Raw genomic sequence first — 13,915 nt, forward strand, 5'->3', positions numbered from 1 at the left:
AACCAATTTTCCGCTCTCAAGAGGGGAAAGTGAGTTATGTGAATTTGCGCACCAGTAGCTTTGCTGATGATAATTATCAAACCCTTGTCGAAGAGATTCGCGGGGGAGAGAGTCGCCGAACGCTCCGCGAAGAGGGGTTCTCAGGAGATGGTTGGGCTACTGGTGATGGGGTTGCCTTCCCCTTGTATGTTGGTTTGTGAGTTGGTGCCCTCTAGGCATCTACTTGCTCACAACTTGGCATTATTGATTTTGACTGGAATTGAGCTTGAGTTAATTCAAGTTACCTATTCACTTTCTGGAGTGGGGGTAGGTTGTTTTTCCAGATATTGCAGAAATTCTAATAACTCTGCTTCTGAAAGAAGAGAGCGCGATCGCTTACCATAGGTTTCTTCTAAGAATTTTCGCCCCTGTTCACTCGTCCAGTTCAGTCGCCGCAATTCGACATTAGTGCGAGCAATAACATCAGAGTTATCCATGATTGCTTCTTCCCTGAGATGACTCGCCTCCTTCTCTCCTTGAGTTGAGACGGCCTCGATCTGATTCGCTTCAGAATCAGTGGTCTCGGTTTTCACATCTGTTTTTGTCATTGGGCTAGAAGCAGAATCTTCTGATGAGGAAACGCTAGCTTGATTGCTGATATTAGCAAAACCGTTGGAAGCAGCAGCAGCACTCGGAGAAGACAGTGCTTTTTCTTCCTGGATTTTCACAGTTGAGGTTAAGGTTTCGGTTGCAGAGGAGTTAGAGTGTTTGCTCTGAGGAGGTGTTAGAGTGGCTGGTTGTTGATTTTCCTTGCGAGAGGGAACATGAGGGGATGGTGTTGGAGAGAGGGAAATATTTAAAACAGCTAAAGCGCGAGTACGAGCCTTATCTTCTGCTTGTTCTACCGTCTCGGCTGCAGCGAGTCCTGTGGCGAGAGTCAGCCCCTCACTTTGTACACTAGCGCGAACAATGTATTTTCCGTGGTCAATTTGGATTAATTCGCTAATAAGACTTCCTTGAGGAAAATGAGTGCGAAATTGCTCAAACATAGTTATTTTTAGTGATTCATTACTCGTAATTGCTGCTTAGTCTTAGGGCAATTTGAAGGCAATTCCGAAAGTTTTATGATCAGATTCATTTCGGAATAAAGTCAAAAACCAGATAGAATGGATGGAAGATAGCACTACTTCTGTAGTTTAATCGTTATTGAGCGAATATGCTATTAAAAGCAAAGCTAATTGATGCGCTCCGAAGACATCAGCAATTATGTGCCTTGCTTTCTTCTTAACGTTTACTATAGTTGCTGGATCGTTTTAATGAATAACAAACAGCAGTAGTGTTTTTGTCGAGTACGATAGCAACTTCATGTTTGCTGTCTCTCGATGTAGAAGTCTGCACATTCTGCGTAAGTGAACCTAAAAAGATACTGATATCAGATGGAATTTTCAATCGCTACAATCCTCTCTCATTTAAGTGATAATAAATTGGTCGCACCAAAAGTTCTCGAGAAAAAGCTTAATCTTCAAGACGAACAAAGTCTCGAACAATTACAAGTTGCTCTAGATGCGCTTGAACGCATCGGCGTTATTGTCAAAGAAAGGGGAAAATATCGCCGTCCGCCCCAAGAAGATGTTGTGGAAGCCAAACTTCGCTGTTCGAGTAAAGGCTTTTGTTTTGCCATTCAAGATCAAGAAGGAACGGATGATATTTATGTCCGCGAATCTCATTTGGGCAGCGCTTGGAATGGCGATCGCGTTTTAGTGAAAGTGATTAAAGAAGCCAGTCGTCGTCGTTCTCCGGAAGGAGAAGTGCAAGTGATTCTCGATCGCGCTAATCCCTCCTTACTGGCACAAGTGCGACAAGCTGAGGATGACGACAAACCAGAGTATCATGCTGTTCCTTTAGATGATCGGCTGCTGTTTGAACTCAATCTCAGTCCTGATGGTGCTGACTTAAAAGAAGCGGTGGATCATTTGGTGCATGTGGAAGTATTACGTTACCCTCTCGGTGATCATCCGCCAATTGGTCGCGTGACAAAAGTACTCGGCAGTGACGCGGAAGAAGCAGCGGATACCGATATTGTCTGCTGTAAACACGATTTACCCAGAACCTTCTCTCAACACGCTTTAGCCGAAGCCGCAGCCTTAACTCCTAGTTTCGATCAAAAAATATTAGAAAAGAGACAAGATTATCGGGATTTACTCACTATTTCCCTTGCAGAAACCCCACCCGCCAATGAAAACTCCCCCTTTGTGGAAAACGCCCTTACCTTAGACAAAACCAATAGCGGAAATTGGCGTTTAGGGATCCATATTGCCGATGTTGCCCATTATGTGGCTTCCGATTCAGCGTTGGATAATGCAGCCAAGCAACGAGGAACAGCGGTATTTTTACGAGATCTAGTCATCCCCCTCTTCCCCAAAGAGGTGCAACAATGTGCGTCCTTGATTCCTGGAGAAGATCGCCTGGCGGTCAGTGTGATGTTAATGATTGACCAAATGGGCGAGATTCAAGATTTTTCCATTGACGAAAGTGTGATTCGTGTGGATCAACACTTTAGCTACCAAGAAGCGCAATCGCTGTTAGGAGAGAATCAAGACGTTGCGCCAGACCAGAAACCAGCAGTGGCACTGCTTAATGAACTCTTTTTTACCCTCAGTCCGCTGGTGAAAGCCCAACGGTTACAACGGGGTAGCTTTGATATTGAACTCCCCGAAGCCCAGGGTGGATTTCAAGATGAAGGGCGTTTAGGGGCAGTAGTTGTGGATTCTTCCCTACCGGTGCGTTCTTTGCTGACGGAGTTAATGATTCTGCCGGGACAAGTGGTGGGACGTCATTTACAAGCCCTTGGTGTGCCTGGAATCTATCGCATTCAACAGATTTCTGATTACACCGAAATTGAAGACTTGATGAAGTTGGGCAATAACTTGGAATTAGAACTAGAACTGGAAAATGAGGATGAGTTGCGTCCCCAAGATTACCAGAATTTCAGTCGCCAAATTTCTAAGTCGAGTGCCGATCGCGTTTTGATGTTTTTCCTGAAATCAACGCTGAAATTAGCCAAATATAGCACTAAACCTGGTGAACACTTTGGCTTAGCCGAAAATACGGCTTACAGTCCCTGTATTTCTCCCGGACAGCGCTATGCTGATTTGTGGGTCCAACGCATCTTAAAGGCGGTCTTTAATCAGGGGCGCGATCGCCGCCATAGTCGCGCCAAAGAGGGGGTCGATCTCCACAGCAGTAGCAGTCATGGCAAGATCAACTGGAATGTGCTTCCACCCCCAATGGCAACGGAGTATGAAGAACAAATTGCCAGCTTCATCCACCATCTTAACGAACGAGACAAAATGGTGGAAGACGCGGAAAATGACCTGAAAGGGCTGAAAAAAGCTGAGAAAATGAAAGAACGCACAGGAGAAGTTTTTTCAGGCTTAATTACTGGTGTTCAATCCTATGGCTTCTTTGTAGAAATTGAAGACCTACTGGTAGAAGGACTCGTTCATGTCAGTTCCCTCAAAGATGATTGGTATGAATATCGAGCCCGCCATGCCTGTTTAGTCGGTCGTAAAAACCGCATTGCCTACCGTTTGGGGTCGCGCGTGAAAGTCCAAGTCAAGAGTGTTGATTACTATCGTCAGCAAATTGACTTAGTAACGGTTTCTGGGGCAACACCTGCCACCGATGAAGACTTTGATAATTAATTTCAGTCTTTTATAGAAGAAAGGGGGAATTGGGGAAACTTGGACAAATCAAGGGGGCTAATTCCCCCTTGCCCATTAGGTAAAGAAGCGATTGATGGGATTAGTTGTATATCCAGCGCTGATTAGCCTTGGCAGCTCAAGCAAAACAGTTTGTAAAGCAAATTTCCTTCTCTAAGGACTAACTCCGTTAAAATCAGGGAGGATAACACAGTTTGGTCTTAACCAAAATTCATCACCATGAAACCAGAACTGAATGCTTCCAAACATTTGTTGAAAATTTTAATTGGCGCCGCTTGGATTGATGGCAAATTTCAACCGGAAGAACGTCAATATCTGATCAAAACCGCAGAAAAACATCAATTAGCCAATGATCCCGAAATTCGTGCTTTACTTTATGAACTGAAAACGGTGCAGCCAGAAGAATGTTATCGTTGGTTAGAAGAATATTTTGGCGGTTCTCCCAGTCAACAACAATATGAAGATTTAATCGAAGCCATCAGCGGATTGATTTATAGTGATGGCGAAATGGCAAGTGAAGAAGCAAAACTGCTGACGCAAGTTCAGCAATATGACCCAGCCAACATCTCTTCCTTGGATAAAGTGTTAAAAACTGTGCAAAAACTTTATCAGCGTTATGTAACAAGTTAGTCTGGTAATGGTATTGCCATGAACAAGAAACCATGACCACGCAATCAAAAATTATTGTCCTTGATGATGATCCGACGGGTTCTCAAACTGTACATAGCTGTTTATTACTGATGCAGTGGGATGAGGAAACGCTGCGCTTGGGATTGCAAGATGAAGTTTCCATTTTCTTTGTCCTAACGAATACTCGCGCTTTATCTCCGGAAAACGCTGCGCAACGAACGCGAGAAGTATGTCACAATCTCAAACGTGCCTTAGCAGCAGAAAATATTACTGACTTTTTAGTGGTCAGTCGGTCTGACTCTACTCTTCGGGGACATTATCCCCTCGAAACCGATGTCATTGCTGAAGAATTAGGTCCCTTTGATGCCCACTTTCTCACCCCTGCTTTTTTTGAAGGGGGACGCATTACTCGAGATAGCATTCACTACATTGTTTCTGAGGAGGGAGAAACGCCGGTTCATGAAACGGAATTTGCAAAGGACTCCGTTTTTGGCTACTCCCACAGCTATCTTCCGGACTATGTTGAGGAAAAAACCAATGGCAAGATTCAATCGGAACAAGTAGAACGGTTTACCCTAGCTGATATTCGCCAAGGATCAAATAAAGAGCGCTTGTTGCAACTGAAAAATAATCAATGTGTTGCGGTAGATGCAGAAAAGCAAAGCGATTTAGATCAATTTGCCTCTGATGTCCTGGCTGCAACCCACACTGGAAAACGCTTCTTATTCCGGAGTGCCGCCAGTTTATTAACTTCTCTGGCACAACTGGGTCAACAACCCATTCCTGCCGAAGAAATGGGAAAATATGATGCAACGCCCAAGCCGGGAGTTGTACTCGTCGGTTCTCATGTTCAGAAATCAACCGCTCAACTTTATGCCCTTTTAGAAGAACCAACTGTGAGGGGGATCGAAGTTGATGTCCGGCGTTTACGAGATTCTCCTCAAACCAGAGATGACCAATTAACCGAAACTTTGCATGAAATTAAAGCGACTCATGAACAAAATCAAACCCCGGTTATTTATACCAGTCGCGAAGAATTACAATTCAATAATACTCAAGAGCGTCTCGACTTTGGGGTGAAAGTTTCTTCTTTTTTGATGGATATTGTGCGGCGACTTCCTCGCAATATTAGCTTTCTCATTAGTAAAGGGGGAATCACCTCCAATGATGTTCTCAGTGATGGTTTAAATCTACAATCAGCACGACTCCTCGGACAAATTCTGCCGGGTTGTTCGTTGGTTCGGACGCCGCAAAGCCATCCCCAATTTCCTCAACTGCCCGTCGTATTATTCCCCGGAAATGTGGGAGATAATCAAGGTCTTGTTACTGTTTACCGTCGTTTAAATAAGCATTATGGCTGAAGATATTGATCAGCGCAAACTTCTTTCTGCACTCGCTCATGGCTCGATTTTTTTTAGTGCCTTAGTGGTTGCCATTGGAATTCCAATTGTGATTCTTTTTGTCTCAGATGATGAGGTGACTAAAGAAAATGCTAGAGAAGCTCTCAATTTTCATATTAATCTTTGGATCTATGGCGTAATCTTTGGTATTTTGACACTTTTATTAATTGGATGGCTGTTATTAGGGATTTTGGGTATTGTTAGTATTGTTATGCCAATTATTGGCATCCTGCAAGTGCTCACAAATCCTTATAAAGCTTATCGTTATCCTTTTATTTTTCGACTGCTTTAGTTTGAAAAAAGGAGAATCCCATGAAATGGCAAGAAGTAATAGAACATCCCAGCTTACAAGATTTGCCATTTAAAATCGAGCTGAATGAATATGGCAAAATTGAAATGAGTCCCGCGTCTAATCGTCAGGGCAGGCTACAAGTTCAACTCAGTTTTTTATTCAGAGAACAAAATCAACAAGGAGAAATTTACCTAGAATGTTCAATTGATACGAGAAAAGGCGTAAAAGTAGCTGATATTGCTTGGAGTTCTCCAGAATTTTTTGCAGAATATGGAGAAGTGACGCCTCTACCCGTTGCCCCAGAAATTTGTGTAGAAATTATTTCTCCCTCTAATTCTCAAAGAGAAATGTCAGAAAAAATTGACCTTTATTTAGCGAAAGGGGCAAACGAAGTTTGGCTGTGTGATGATGAAGGAAATTTGACAATTTATGCCCCTCAAGGAAGAATCGAAGCGTCTCGTCTTTTCCCAAACTTCCCCAATAATATTCTAAAAAAGTAACTTGAATAACGCTCATTGAGGCAATAAAGTCAACTATGCTTCACCGTTCGGGTTCATCAGGCAAAGCTGGCACTACGCTAAGATGAAAATAAGGCAGAGTGACTCTAATTGCAGTTCTCCACCAATTAAGCTGTTTTAAGATTAAAATTTAAGTCTCCTCAGACAGCATTTGAGACAGGGTAATAACTCGCCAAATCCGAAAACTTAGACTGGAAACCTTGGGAGTGGAAAGAAATGTCCGGTAAAATTGTCCCCCAAAGAAGTTATCCGACAGCGTATGCTTTGTGGTGTTTTTGCTTTTTATCCGTTTGTGGAATTCACCGCTTATACGCCAGACGATACTTTTCGGGATTTTTCTATTTGATCACGCTGGGTTTTTTTGGGATTGGTCAATTTATTGACTTGTTTTTAATTCCTGGCATGATTGATGAAGAAAATTTGAAAATTAAAGCCCTTTACGGTTATCAACCCAACCAAGCAAGTTTTTACCAAACCCCAGAAAGTATTGTTGTTAATTTACCAAAAAGTGAAACGCCTCAAGCGAACTTAGAAGGGAAAACCAAGAAGCCACTAGCGGAAAAAGATATTGATCGCGCTATTTTAAGAACTTGTAAGGAATATGCGGGGGCAACCTTGGCGGAAATTTTTCTGGAAGTTGATGAGGAATATGAAAAAATTGAAGCTCGTGTTGAATATTTAATGCGAAAGAATTTGCTGGCGATTGATAATCGCTCGGATGATGGTGCGGTGATTTACAAAATTAGTTGAAGGCAAAAGTGGTGTTAGTTGTGCCAACACCACTGTTTTTCAATTAATAATAGAAAATTGACTAAAATTGACCGAATAGTCCATGTCCGGTCGCAATTTCTAGAATGAGTAAAGAGACAAAACCAATCATCGCTAAGCGACCGTTGAGGCGTTCGGCATAAGCGGTAAAACCAGCGCGGGATTCTTCCTGCACATAAATATCAGGTTCTACGGCAAAGTTGTTCATCTTACCCTGATCATCAACAATAGAGCCTTTTCCTGTAGTCATTAATTTAATCCTTATTTCTAATACAGCTTACTAGATAGTGTAACTAAAAAATTAACTTTTGTAAAGATATATAACAAAAAATTTATAAATGAAGCTGACTGCCGATCCCTTTACCGTCCAAAAACGCTTCCCTTTAACCATTTCCCGAGGGACAACGACCGCAACAACTAATTTGTGGGTCAGAGTTGAAGATGAAGGCATCGCCGGTTGGGGAGAAGCGGTTCCCTTTTCCATTGGCGGTGGCGTGGGACAACCAACTGAGGGCTTACAGGAACAATTACAAGCGGTTATTCCCCAATTAGAACAACTGACTCCGTTAGCGCGATCGCGCATTCAATCTCAACTCAAAACTGCTAACATTTCTTCGGCACTCCGTGCTGCCATTGACGTTGCCTGTTATGACTGGCTGGGGAAACGCACTGGACTTCCCGTTTGGCAAATTTTAGGACTGGATTTAAGTGAAACGGTCCCGATTTCGGTCACGATCGGAATTAGTTCTCCAGAAGATGGGAAAAAACGGTTAGAAAACTGGCAAAGCCTCACGGGGGGAAAACGAATTAAAGTTAAATTGGGTAGCCCACAGGGGTTAGCAGCGGATCAAATGCTATTCCAAACCCTACAGCAAAATGCACCGGATGCAGAATTTACCATTGATGCTAATGGCGGATGGAGTTTAGAAGATGCCATTACCATGAGTCACTGGTTAGCCAACTATAATGTGGCTTATATTGAACAACCCTTGCCGGTAGCAGCAGATGAAAAACTGCCAATGTTGTCAGAGAACTCGCCGTTACCGATTTTTGCTGATGAAAGTTGCTTCACCAGTCAAGATATTCCCCGACTGGCTGCCTTAAGGATTCACGGCATTAACATTAAACTGATGAAAGCCGGTAGCCTGACCGAAGTCTTAAAAATGGTTTACACCGCTCAAGCTTGTGGGTTACAAGTAATGTACGGGTGTTACTCCGACAGCGCGATCGCGAATACAGCAATGGCTCATCTGGGCAGTCTCGCTGACTATCTCGACTTGGATAGTCATCTCAACCTTAAAGACGATCCGTTTCGCGGGGCAGTGTTAAACAATGGATATTTACAACCCAACGCTTCACCAGGACTGGGACTCACTTATCATGCAGTTAACAGCACAACATCGGGTGGCAATTTTACTCCATGAAGGCATTCGTGGGGAACATGGTAAAACTGGCTTAACCTTTTTACGATATAGCGAAGCCGCGATCGCGGCAGTGATTGATCAGCAATGTGTCGGGGAATCTTTAGCCCGTCTCAGAGGAATTGAGCGCGATGTTCCCATTGTAGAAAATGTCACCGCTGCCCTTGCCTATCATCCTGATGTTTTACTGATTGGCATTGCCCCTTCTGGTGGGCAACTCCCTCCCGCTTGGCAAGAGGAAATTAAACAAGCGGTGCAAGCAGGTTTATCTGTGGTTAATGGGCTGCATACGCCAATCCGTTCGCTTTTTGCTGAGGACAATTTAATTTTACAATCGGGTCAATGGTTGTGGGATGTGCGGGAAGAACCCACCGGCTTAGGAATTGCTAGTGGTAAAGCGCAATTTTTGTCTTGTCAAAGAATCCTCACTGTCGGAACCGATATGTCCATTGGTAAGATGTCCACCAGTTTGGAACTGGTAAAAATCGCTCAACAACGAGGGTATCGTGCTAAATTTTTAGCAACGGGACAAGGAGGCATGATGTTGAGTGGCAGTGGCATCCCCTTAGATGCGATTCGGGTTGATTTTGCTGCAGGTGCTGTGGAAAAACTAGTCTTAGCCGCAGGAGATACCGATTATGATTTCTTATTTGTGGAAGGGCAAGGGTCACTGCTTCATCCGGGTTCAACTGCTGTCTTACCGCTCTTACGCGGAAGTCAGCCCACAGACTTAATTTTAGTCCATCGTGCTGGACAAACTGAAATTAGAAACTTTCCCGATCTCAAAATTCCTCCTCTCTCAGAGATTATTGAATTGTATGAGAAACTTGCCAGTGGGGTTGGCATCTTTGGGGAAGTTAAGGTCAGTGGAATTGCTTTAAATACATTTCACCTTGATGATGAGAGTGCAAAACAGGAAATAGAACGGGTCACCCAAGAAACCGGTTTACCCTGCAATGATGTGATTCGTTTTTCTGGAGAAAACTTATTTTCCAGTTTAGTTGCCTCTTCCTAGAAAGATATGACACCTCAAGTTTAAGTGCGGAGGCGTTGTCGGATCACCGCTTGTAAATACATCACCACTGGAAATTGATAGTATTCAGTGATCAGCCACAGTAAAATTCCCAGATGAGTGAGTAATGTCAGAAGCGTCCAGGCTGTCGGTAACCAAGCCAGAGGGGTTCCGGGAACAGGTGGAAAAAGATAAGCCCCCGTGCCCACAATGAGAGGAGGAAGCACAAGAAACAGAACGGCTGCAATCGCGTATTCCCAACCGATCTCAATTCCTTTTCGTTGCGGACTACTCCACCGTTTTCCATTCCAATACCAACTTAAAGGAATTTCGCTATCCATCATTTTTAATAACTGTTGAGAAAAATCAGCTTGAAACAAATGCTGACAAAATTGACAGGAAAAGGTATCTTCCATCATGGGAAGAGCGCTGACTTCACCAGAACGACAAACTGGACAAGGATAAGTTTCATTGATATTGAATCGTTTCATACTGAACTCTAAATAAAGAAATTAAGCAAAATTGGCTGGGGGTTGTTCGGTTTTAGCTTTTAGTTGTTGGAGTTTTTCTCGAATTGATTGTTGTAGTTTTTCTTTCGGAATCTCAGTTCCATTGTCGTAATTGCCTGAGTGATCAAAAAAGATCACGCTATCGACTTGGTCAAAGGCTAATAGTTCAAAGAGGATGTGCGTGATGGGAACAGGTAGCGCCATCAATTCAGGATCGTCACTATGCTGAGCAAAGGTTCTCGCATCTTCAAGGGTGGGGAAGCCATAAATAACCCGTTTCGTTAAATTTTGATCTTGCCGATGACGGAGTGTTGTTACTTGCCAATTTTCTTTTGTGTTTTGCAAGATATAATAATCGTGATGTTGGAGCTGTTGGGCAATGACTTTTAAAATGGGCGCGATCGCGTACTCCATCACTTTCGGCATTCCCCGTTCCGTTGGGGCTTCTGCAATCAATTGTTCCAATTGTTGATCAATATTCATTGGTTTTGATGATTCCTTAACTCCGATTAATCTCTATTGCTATCATGTCCACTTCTTCTCGCAAAACGCAGGAGCAATTTTCTCTTTTTCAGCCCATTCGAGAACAGTTAAAAGCACCCCCTTCAACGCCACCTGAAGAATCGATTGCGCTCAGAATTTTGGTCCAACTTTTAGTTGCCATTGGGATTATTGCGACTGATCTAGCAGCACAAACCAGTTTTAGCCTGTGGACAATTCCCATTAGTTTTGTCGGTGGCTTTTGGAGTTGGCAACAACGACACAAGGGTAACCTCGCGATTAAATTTCTGATCGCGATCGGAATGTTATTTGCCCTTGCCTCTTTCTTCCGCAACTTAATTGGCAGTCTCAATGATACCCGTCTCGTTTTAGCAGAACTCCTCATTCAATTACAAGTTTTACACAGTTTTGATGTACCCCGTCGTAAAGATTTAGGTTACTCGATGGTGATCGGGTTAATTTTGTTGGGGGTAGCCGGAACCCTCTCCCAAACCTTAGCCTTTGCCCCACTGTTGGTCATTTTCTTGATCATCGGTTTACCCGTTTTGATCCTTGATTACCGATCGCGCTTAGGATTAGCTTTATCGGCAATTCAAGAGTCAACCAGCGTTGCTTCAAGACAGCAACTGTTTTCTCCCTCTGTTCTTCCCGTACGCCGCTTAGGCGTCTTCTTCCTACTGACCATTAGTTTTGGCTTACTGATTTTTGCATTGATGCCTCGGTTTCCAAGTTATCAAATTCAAACTTTTCCTGTCAGTGGTCCAGAAAGTTTGGAAAATCAAGGCTTTGATAATAATGACCGTCAAATTACGAATCCAGGATACGTGCAAGAAGGTGCAGGGGACAACGATGGAAAAGGGGTCGGCAGCGGAACCAGTCCGGTGGAAGGTCCGGGAGATGTCGATGACCAGTTTTACTATGGGTTTAGCAATCAAATTAATCAGAACTTACGGGGTGAATTAACGCCCAAAGTTGTGATGCGGTTACGATCCCAAGCCAATGGTTGGATTAAAGTGCTTGCGTTTGATCGCTACACAGGACAAGGCTGGAAAATTGAAAAAGAAGAGCCCACCATTGATGTGAGACGTCCTCCTTGGTCGTATCGCTTTCGCTTAAACGAACCAGCAACTGCAGCAGAAACGGAAGAGATTGTCCAAACTTACACGATTGTTTCTGACTTACCCAATTTAATCCCCGCTTTGCCCATGGCGGAAGATGTTTATTTTCCTACGCGAGAAATTGCCACCGATCCCCATGGTGCGATTCAATCCCCCATCCCTCTAGAGGAAGGACTGACGTATACGGTCATTTCTGAAGTTCGTTATCGCGATCGCGCTCAATTACGAACGGCTAGCACGAATTATCCCGACTCGATCCAAGAAACTTATCTGCAAGTTCCGCCGGCGATCCAAGCCAAAGTCCGTCAGCAAGCCGAAGCCCTTCTCGCCAAATCTTCAAAACCGCTCGACTCCACTTATGAAAAAGTGCTCTTTCTGGCACAAGCAGTGAAACAAACCTATCGTCTGCAACCGAATATTCCCTTCTTAAGCGACGAACAAGATTTAGTCGAAGCCTTTTTATTCGATTGGGAAGGGGGATATCCGGATCATTTTTCCACCACCCTAACAATCATGTTACGCTCTTTAGGGATTCCGGCTCGTCTTGCCACTGGGTTTAGTACCGGTCGTTTTAATCCTTTCACGGGACTCTATTTGATTCGCAATACCGATGCCTTTGCCCTAACAGAAGTCTATTTCCCCGACTATGGCTGGTTTCAGTTCGATCCAATCCCTGGACATGAATTGATTCCTCCTTCCATTGAAGAGTCACAAACGTTTACAGTTTTACGTCAAATTTGGAATTGGATTGCCGGTTGGCTACCGTCTCCGGTTACAGGTGTTTTTAACTATCTTTGGAATGTTGTCATTGGCAGTGTAATTGGGATTATTACCCGCTTGTGGCGATTGTTTTCTCAAGGTTGGGGCGGACTTTTCGCGGGTTTAAGCAGTCTTGTTGCCGTGACGTTTGCCGGTTGGTTAAGTTGGCAACAATTTCAACGTTGGCGATATCAGCGATGGCTGGCACAATTGCCGCCAGTAGAAGGACTTTATCAGCAGATGTTGAAACTATTGGCACAGGAAGGAACAGCCAAACAACCGGCGCAAACCCCCTTTGAATATTTAGCAACAGTCGATACTAGCTTAGAAGCCCCCCAAGCGGAAGTGGTGAGAGAAATTTCTGAAGCCTATGTCTCTTGGCGATATGGTAATTATTCAGCGAATCTAGATTATTTAAAGGATGGATTACGACGCTTGAAACGCAGCTATCAACGGCGGCAAAAAAGGTAAATCATTGGTCATTAGTCGTTAGTCCTTAGTCATTGGTAATAAAATGAAGGCGAAAATGACCCAGATTGAATTTCGTTACAATTAAGTCACCGAAGATAATCACCAACTTAAGAACTGAATCTATGATCCCTACCGTCATTGAAACCTCGGGTCGCGGAGAACGCGCCTTTGATATCTACTCTCGTTTACTGCGGGAGAGAATCGTCTTTTTGGGACAACAGGTTGATGATGAAATTGCGAACCTGATTGTGGCACAAATGCTTTACTTAGAAGCAGAAGACCCAGAAAAAGATATTTATCTCTATATCAATTCTCCCGGCGGGTCGGTCAGTGCAGGACTCGGGATTTTTGATACCATGAACCAAATCCGTCCTGATGTCTCAACGATTTGCTTAGGACTCGCTGCCAGTATGGGCGCATTTCTCCTCAGTGCGGGAGAAAAAGGAAAGCGTCTCAGTCTTCCTCACTCTAGAATTATGATTCACCAACCCTTAGGGGGAGCGCAAGGTCAAGCCACAGATATTGAAATTCAAGCAAAAGAAATTCTTTATCTTAAACAGCAGTTGAACCACTACCTAGCCGAACATACCGGTCAACCTTTAGACCGCATTGCAGAAGACACAGAGCGCGATTTCTTTATGTCACCTCACGAATCAATGGAATACGGTTTAATTGATCGGGTAATTGAACGCCGCCCTTCTGCCAGTAACCCACCGGCTTAGGCAATCAATTAACCGTTTCACAGAAAGCGACGGGGGAAGCTTCCCCCTTCCAAGGAGAGGGAGCAAAAGTTACCCCGCCGCTTTAATTTTGGT

At 43.8% G+C, this 13,915-nt stretch carries 15 protein-coding genes; 11 read left to right on the plus strand and 4 right to left on the minus strand.

Annotated elements, in window-relative coordinates:
* The first annotated feature begins 29 nt into the window (after positions 1-29).
* Positions 30-200, plus strand: coding sequence for a hypothetical protein (locus GVY04_07190; protein ID NBD15924.1), 171 nt, complete (start codon positions 30-32; stop codon positions 198-200).
* Between the two features lie 84 nt (positions 201-284).
* Here the strand turns inward: GVY04_07190 and GVY04_07195 are convergent, their stop codons facing one another.
* Entirely contained in the window at positions 285-1,028 is a 744-nt protein-coding gene (locus GVY04_07195; protein ID NBD15925.1) for a hypothetical protein, read from the minus strand.
* Between the two features lie 387 nt (positions 1,029-1,415).
* On the opposite strand from GVY04_07195, the gene GVY04_07200 reads away from it, so the two are divergent.
* The 6 genes from GVY04_07200 (at position 1,416) to GVY04_07225 (ending at position 7,291) form a co-directional block, all read left to right on the plus strand.
* The gene (locus GVY04_07200; protein ID NBD15926.1) at positions 1,416-3,683 is read left to right on the plus strand and encodes an RNB domain-containing ribonuclease; all 2,268 of its coding nucleotides are present in this window, start codon (positions 1,416-1,418) and stop codon (positions 3,681-3,683) included.
* Between the two features lie 237 nt (positions 3,684-3,920).
* Positions 3,921-4,331 (plus strand): TerB family tellurite resistance protein, encoded by a 411-nt coding sequence (locus GVY04_07205; GenBank protein ID NBD15927.1) that lies wholly within the window; start codon positions 3,921-3,923, stop codon positions 4,329-4,331.
* Positions 4,332-4,363: 32 nt separating this feature from the next.
* Entirely contained in the window at positions 4,364-5,692 is a 1,329-nt protein-coding gene (locus tag GVY04_07210) for a four-carbon acid sugar kinase family protein (protein ID NBD15928.1), read from the plus strand.
* A complete protein-coding gene (locus GVY04_07215; protein ID NBD15929.1) occupies positions 5,685-6,023 on the plus strand; it encodes a DUF4870 domain-containing protein in 339 nt (112 codons plus the stop codon). The genes GVY04_07210 and GVY04_07215 overlap by 8 nt, the downstream gene beginning before the upstream one ends.
* Before the next feature lie 20 nt (positions 6,024-6,043).
* On the plus strand, positions 6,044-6,523 hold the full coding sequence (locus GVY04_07220) for a Uma2 family endonuclease (protein NBD15930.1): 480 nt from the start codon (positions 6,044-6,046) through the stop codon (positions 6,521-6,523).
* 234 nt (positions 6,524-6,757) lie between these two features.
* Entirely contained in the window at positions 6,758-7,291 is a 534-nt protein-coding gene (locus GVY04_07225; protein NBD15931.1) for an NINE protein, read from the plus strand.
* A gap of 61 nt (positions 7,292-7,352) precedes the next feature.
* Here the strand turns inward: GVY04_07225 and GVY04_07230 are convergent, their stop codons facing one another.
* The gene (locus GVY04_07230; protein ID NBD15932.1) at positions 7,353-7,559 is read right to left on the minus strand and encodes a high light inducible protein; all 207 of its coding nucleotides are present in this window, start codon (positions 7,557-7,559) and stop codon (positions 7,353-7,355) included.
* An 88-nt stretch (positions 7,560-7,647) separates the two neighbouring features.
* On the opposite strand from GVY04_07230, the gene GVY04_07235 reads away from it, so the two are divergent.
* A complete protein-coding gene (locus GVY04_07235) occupies positions 7,648-8,733 on the plus strand; it encodes a dipeptide epimerase (protein NBD15933.1) in 1,086 nt (361 codons plus the stop codon).
* Positions 8,690-9,745 (plus strand): DUF1611 domain-containing protein, encoded by a 1,056-nt coding sequence (locus tag GVY04_07240; protein ID NBD15934.1) that lies wholly within the window; start codon positions 8,690-8,692, stop codon positions 9,743-9,745. Before GVY04_07235 ends, GVY04_07240 begins: the two co-directional genes overlap by 44 nt.
* Before the next feature lie 20 nt (positions 9,746-9,765).
* Here GVY04_07240 and GVY04_07245 read toward each other — a convergent pair whose 3' ends face one another.
* Positions 9,766-10,233, minus strand: a complete 468-nt coding sequence (locus GVY04_07245; protein ID NBD15935.1) for a hypothetical protein — start codon at positions 10,231-10,233, stop codon at positions 9,766-9,768.
* A gap of 21 nt (positions 10,234-10,254) precedes the next feature.
* Entirely contained in the window at positions 10,255-10,734 is a 480-nt protein-coding gene (locus tag GVY04_07250) for a hypothetical protein (protein ID NBD15936.1), read from the minus strand.
* 44 nt (positions 10,735-10,778) lie between these two features.
* Between GVY04_07250 and GVY04_07255 the strand changes: the two genes are divergently transcribed.
* Both GVY04_07255 and clpP read left to right on the plus strand, forming a co-directional pair.
* Positions 10,779-13,100, plus strand: coding sequence for a DUF4129 domain-containing protein (locus tag GVY04_07255; protein NBD15937.1), 2,322 nt, complete (start codon positions 10,779-10,781; stop codon positions 13,098-13,100).
* A gap of 122 nt (positions 13,101-13,222) precedes the next feature.
* Complete coding sequence (gene clpP / locus GVY04_07260) at positions 13,223-13,822, plus strand: ATP-dependent Clp endopeptidase proteolytic subunit ClpP (GenBank protein NBD15938.1); 600 nt, start codon at positions 13,223-13,225, stop codon at positions 13,820-13,822.
* Positions 13,823-13,915: the final 93 nt, after the last annotated feature.

It is taken from the genome of Cyanobacteria bacterium GSL.Bin1 (assembly GCA_009909085.1).
Lineage (GTDB): Bacteria > Cyanobacteriota > Cyanobacteriia > Cyanobacteriales > Rubidibacteraceae > Halothece.

What these genes read in the sequence shown, in the direction of transcription:
- GVY04_07195 (NBD15925.1), bottom strand. Translation starts at nt 1,028, where the DNA reads ATGTTTGAGCAATTTCGCACTCATTTTCCTCAAGGAAGTCTTATTAGC.
- GVY04_07200 (NBD15926.1), top strand. Translation starts at nt 1,416, where the DNA reads ATGGAATTTTCAATCGCTACAATCCTCTCTCATTTAAGTGATAATAAA.
- GVY04_07205 (NBD15927.1), top strand. Translation starts at nt 3,921, where the DNA reads ATGAAACCAGAACTGAATGCTTCCAAACATTTGTTGAAAATTTTAATT.
- GVY04_07210 (NBD15928.1), top strand. Translation starts at nt 4,364, where the DNA reads ATGACCACGCAATCAAAAATTATTGTCCTTGATGATGATCCGACGGGT.
- GVY04_07215 (NBD15929.1), top strand. Translation starts at nt 5,685, where the DNA reads ATGGCTGAAGATATTGATCAGCGCAAACTTCTTTCTGCACTCGCTCAT.
- GVY04_07220 (NBD15930.1), top strand. Translation starts at nt 6,044, where the DNA reads ATGAAATGGCAAGAAGTAATAGAACATCCCAGCTTACAAGATTTGCCA.
- GVY04_07225 (NBD15931.1), top strand. Translation starts at nt 6,758, where the DNA reads ATGTCCGGTAAAATTGTCCCCCAAAGAAGTTATCCGACAGCGTATGCT.
- GVY04_07230 (NBD15932.1), bottom strand. Translation starts at nt 7,559, where the DNA reads ATGACTACAGGAAAAGGCTCTATTGTTGATGATCAGGGTAAGATGAAC.
- GVY04_07235 (NBD15933.1), top strand. Translation starts at nt 7,648, where the DNA reads ATGAAGCTGACTGCCGATCCCTTTACCGTCCAAAAACGCTTCCCTTTA.
- GVY04_07240 (NBD15934.1), top strand. Translation starts at nt 8,690, where the DNA reads ATGCAGTTAACAGCACAACATCGGGTGGCAATTTTACTCCATGAAGGC.
- GVY04_07245 (NBD15935.1), bottom strand. Translation starts at nt 10,233, where the DNA reads ATGAAACGATTCAATATCAATGAAACTTATCCTTGTCCAGTTTGTCGT.
- GVY04_07250 (NBD15936.1), bottom strand. Translation starts at nt 10,734, where the DNA reads ATGAATATTGATCAACAATTGGAACAATTGATTGCAGAAGCCCCAACG.
- GVY04_07255 (NBD15937.1), top strand. Translation starts at nt 10,779, where the DNA reads ATGTCCACTTCTTCTCGCAAAACGCAGGAGCAATTTTCTCTTTTTCAG.
- clpP (NBD15938.1), top strand. Translation starts at nt 13,223, where the DNA reads ATGATCCCTACCGTCATTGAAACCTCGGGTCGCGGAGAACGCGCCTTT.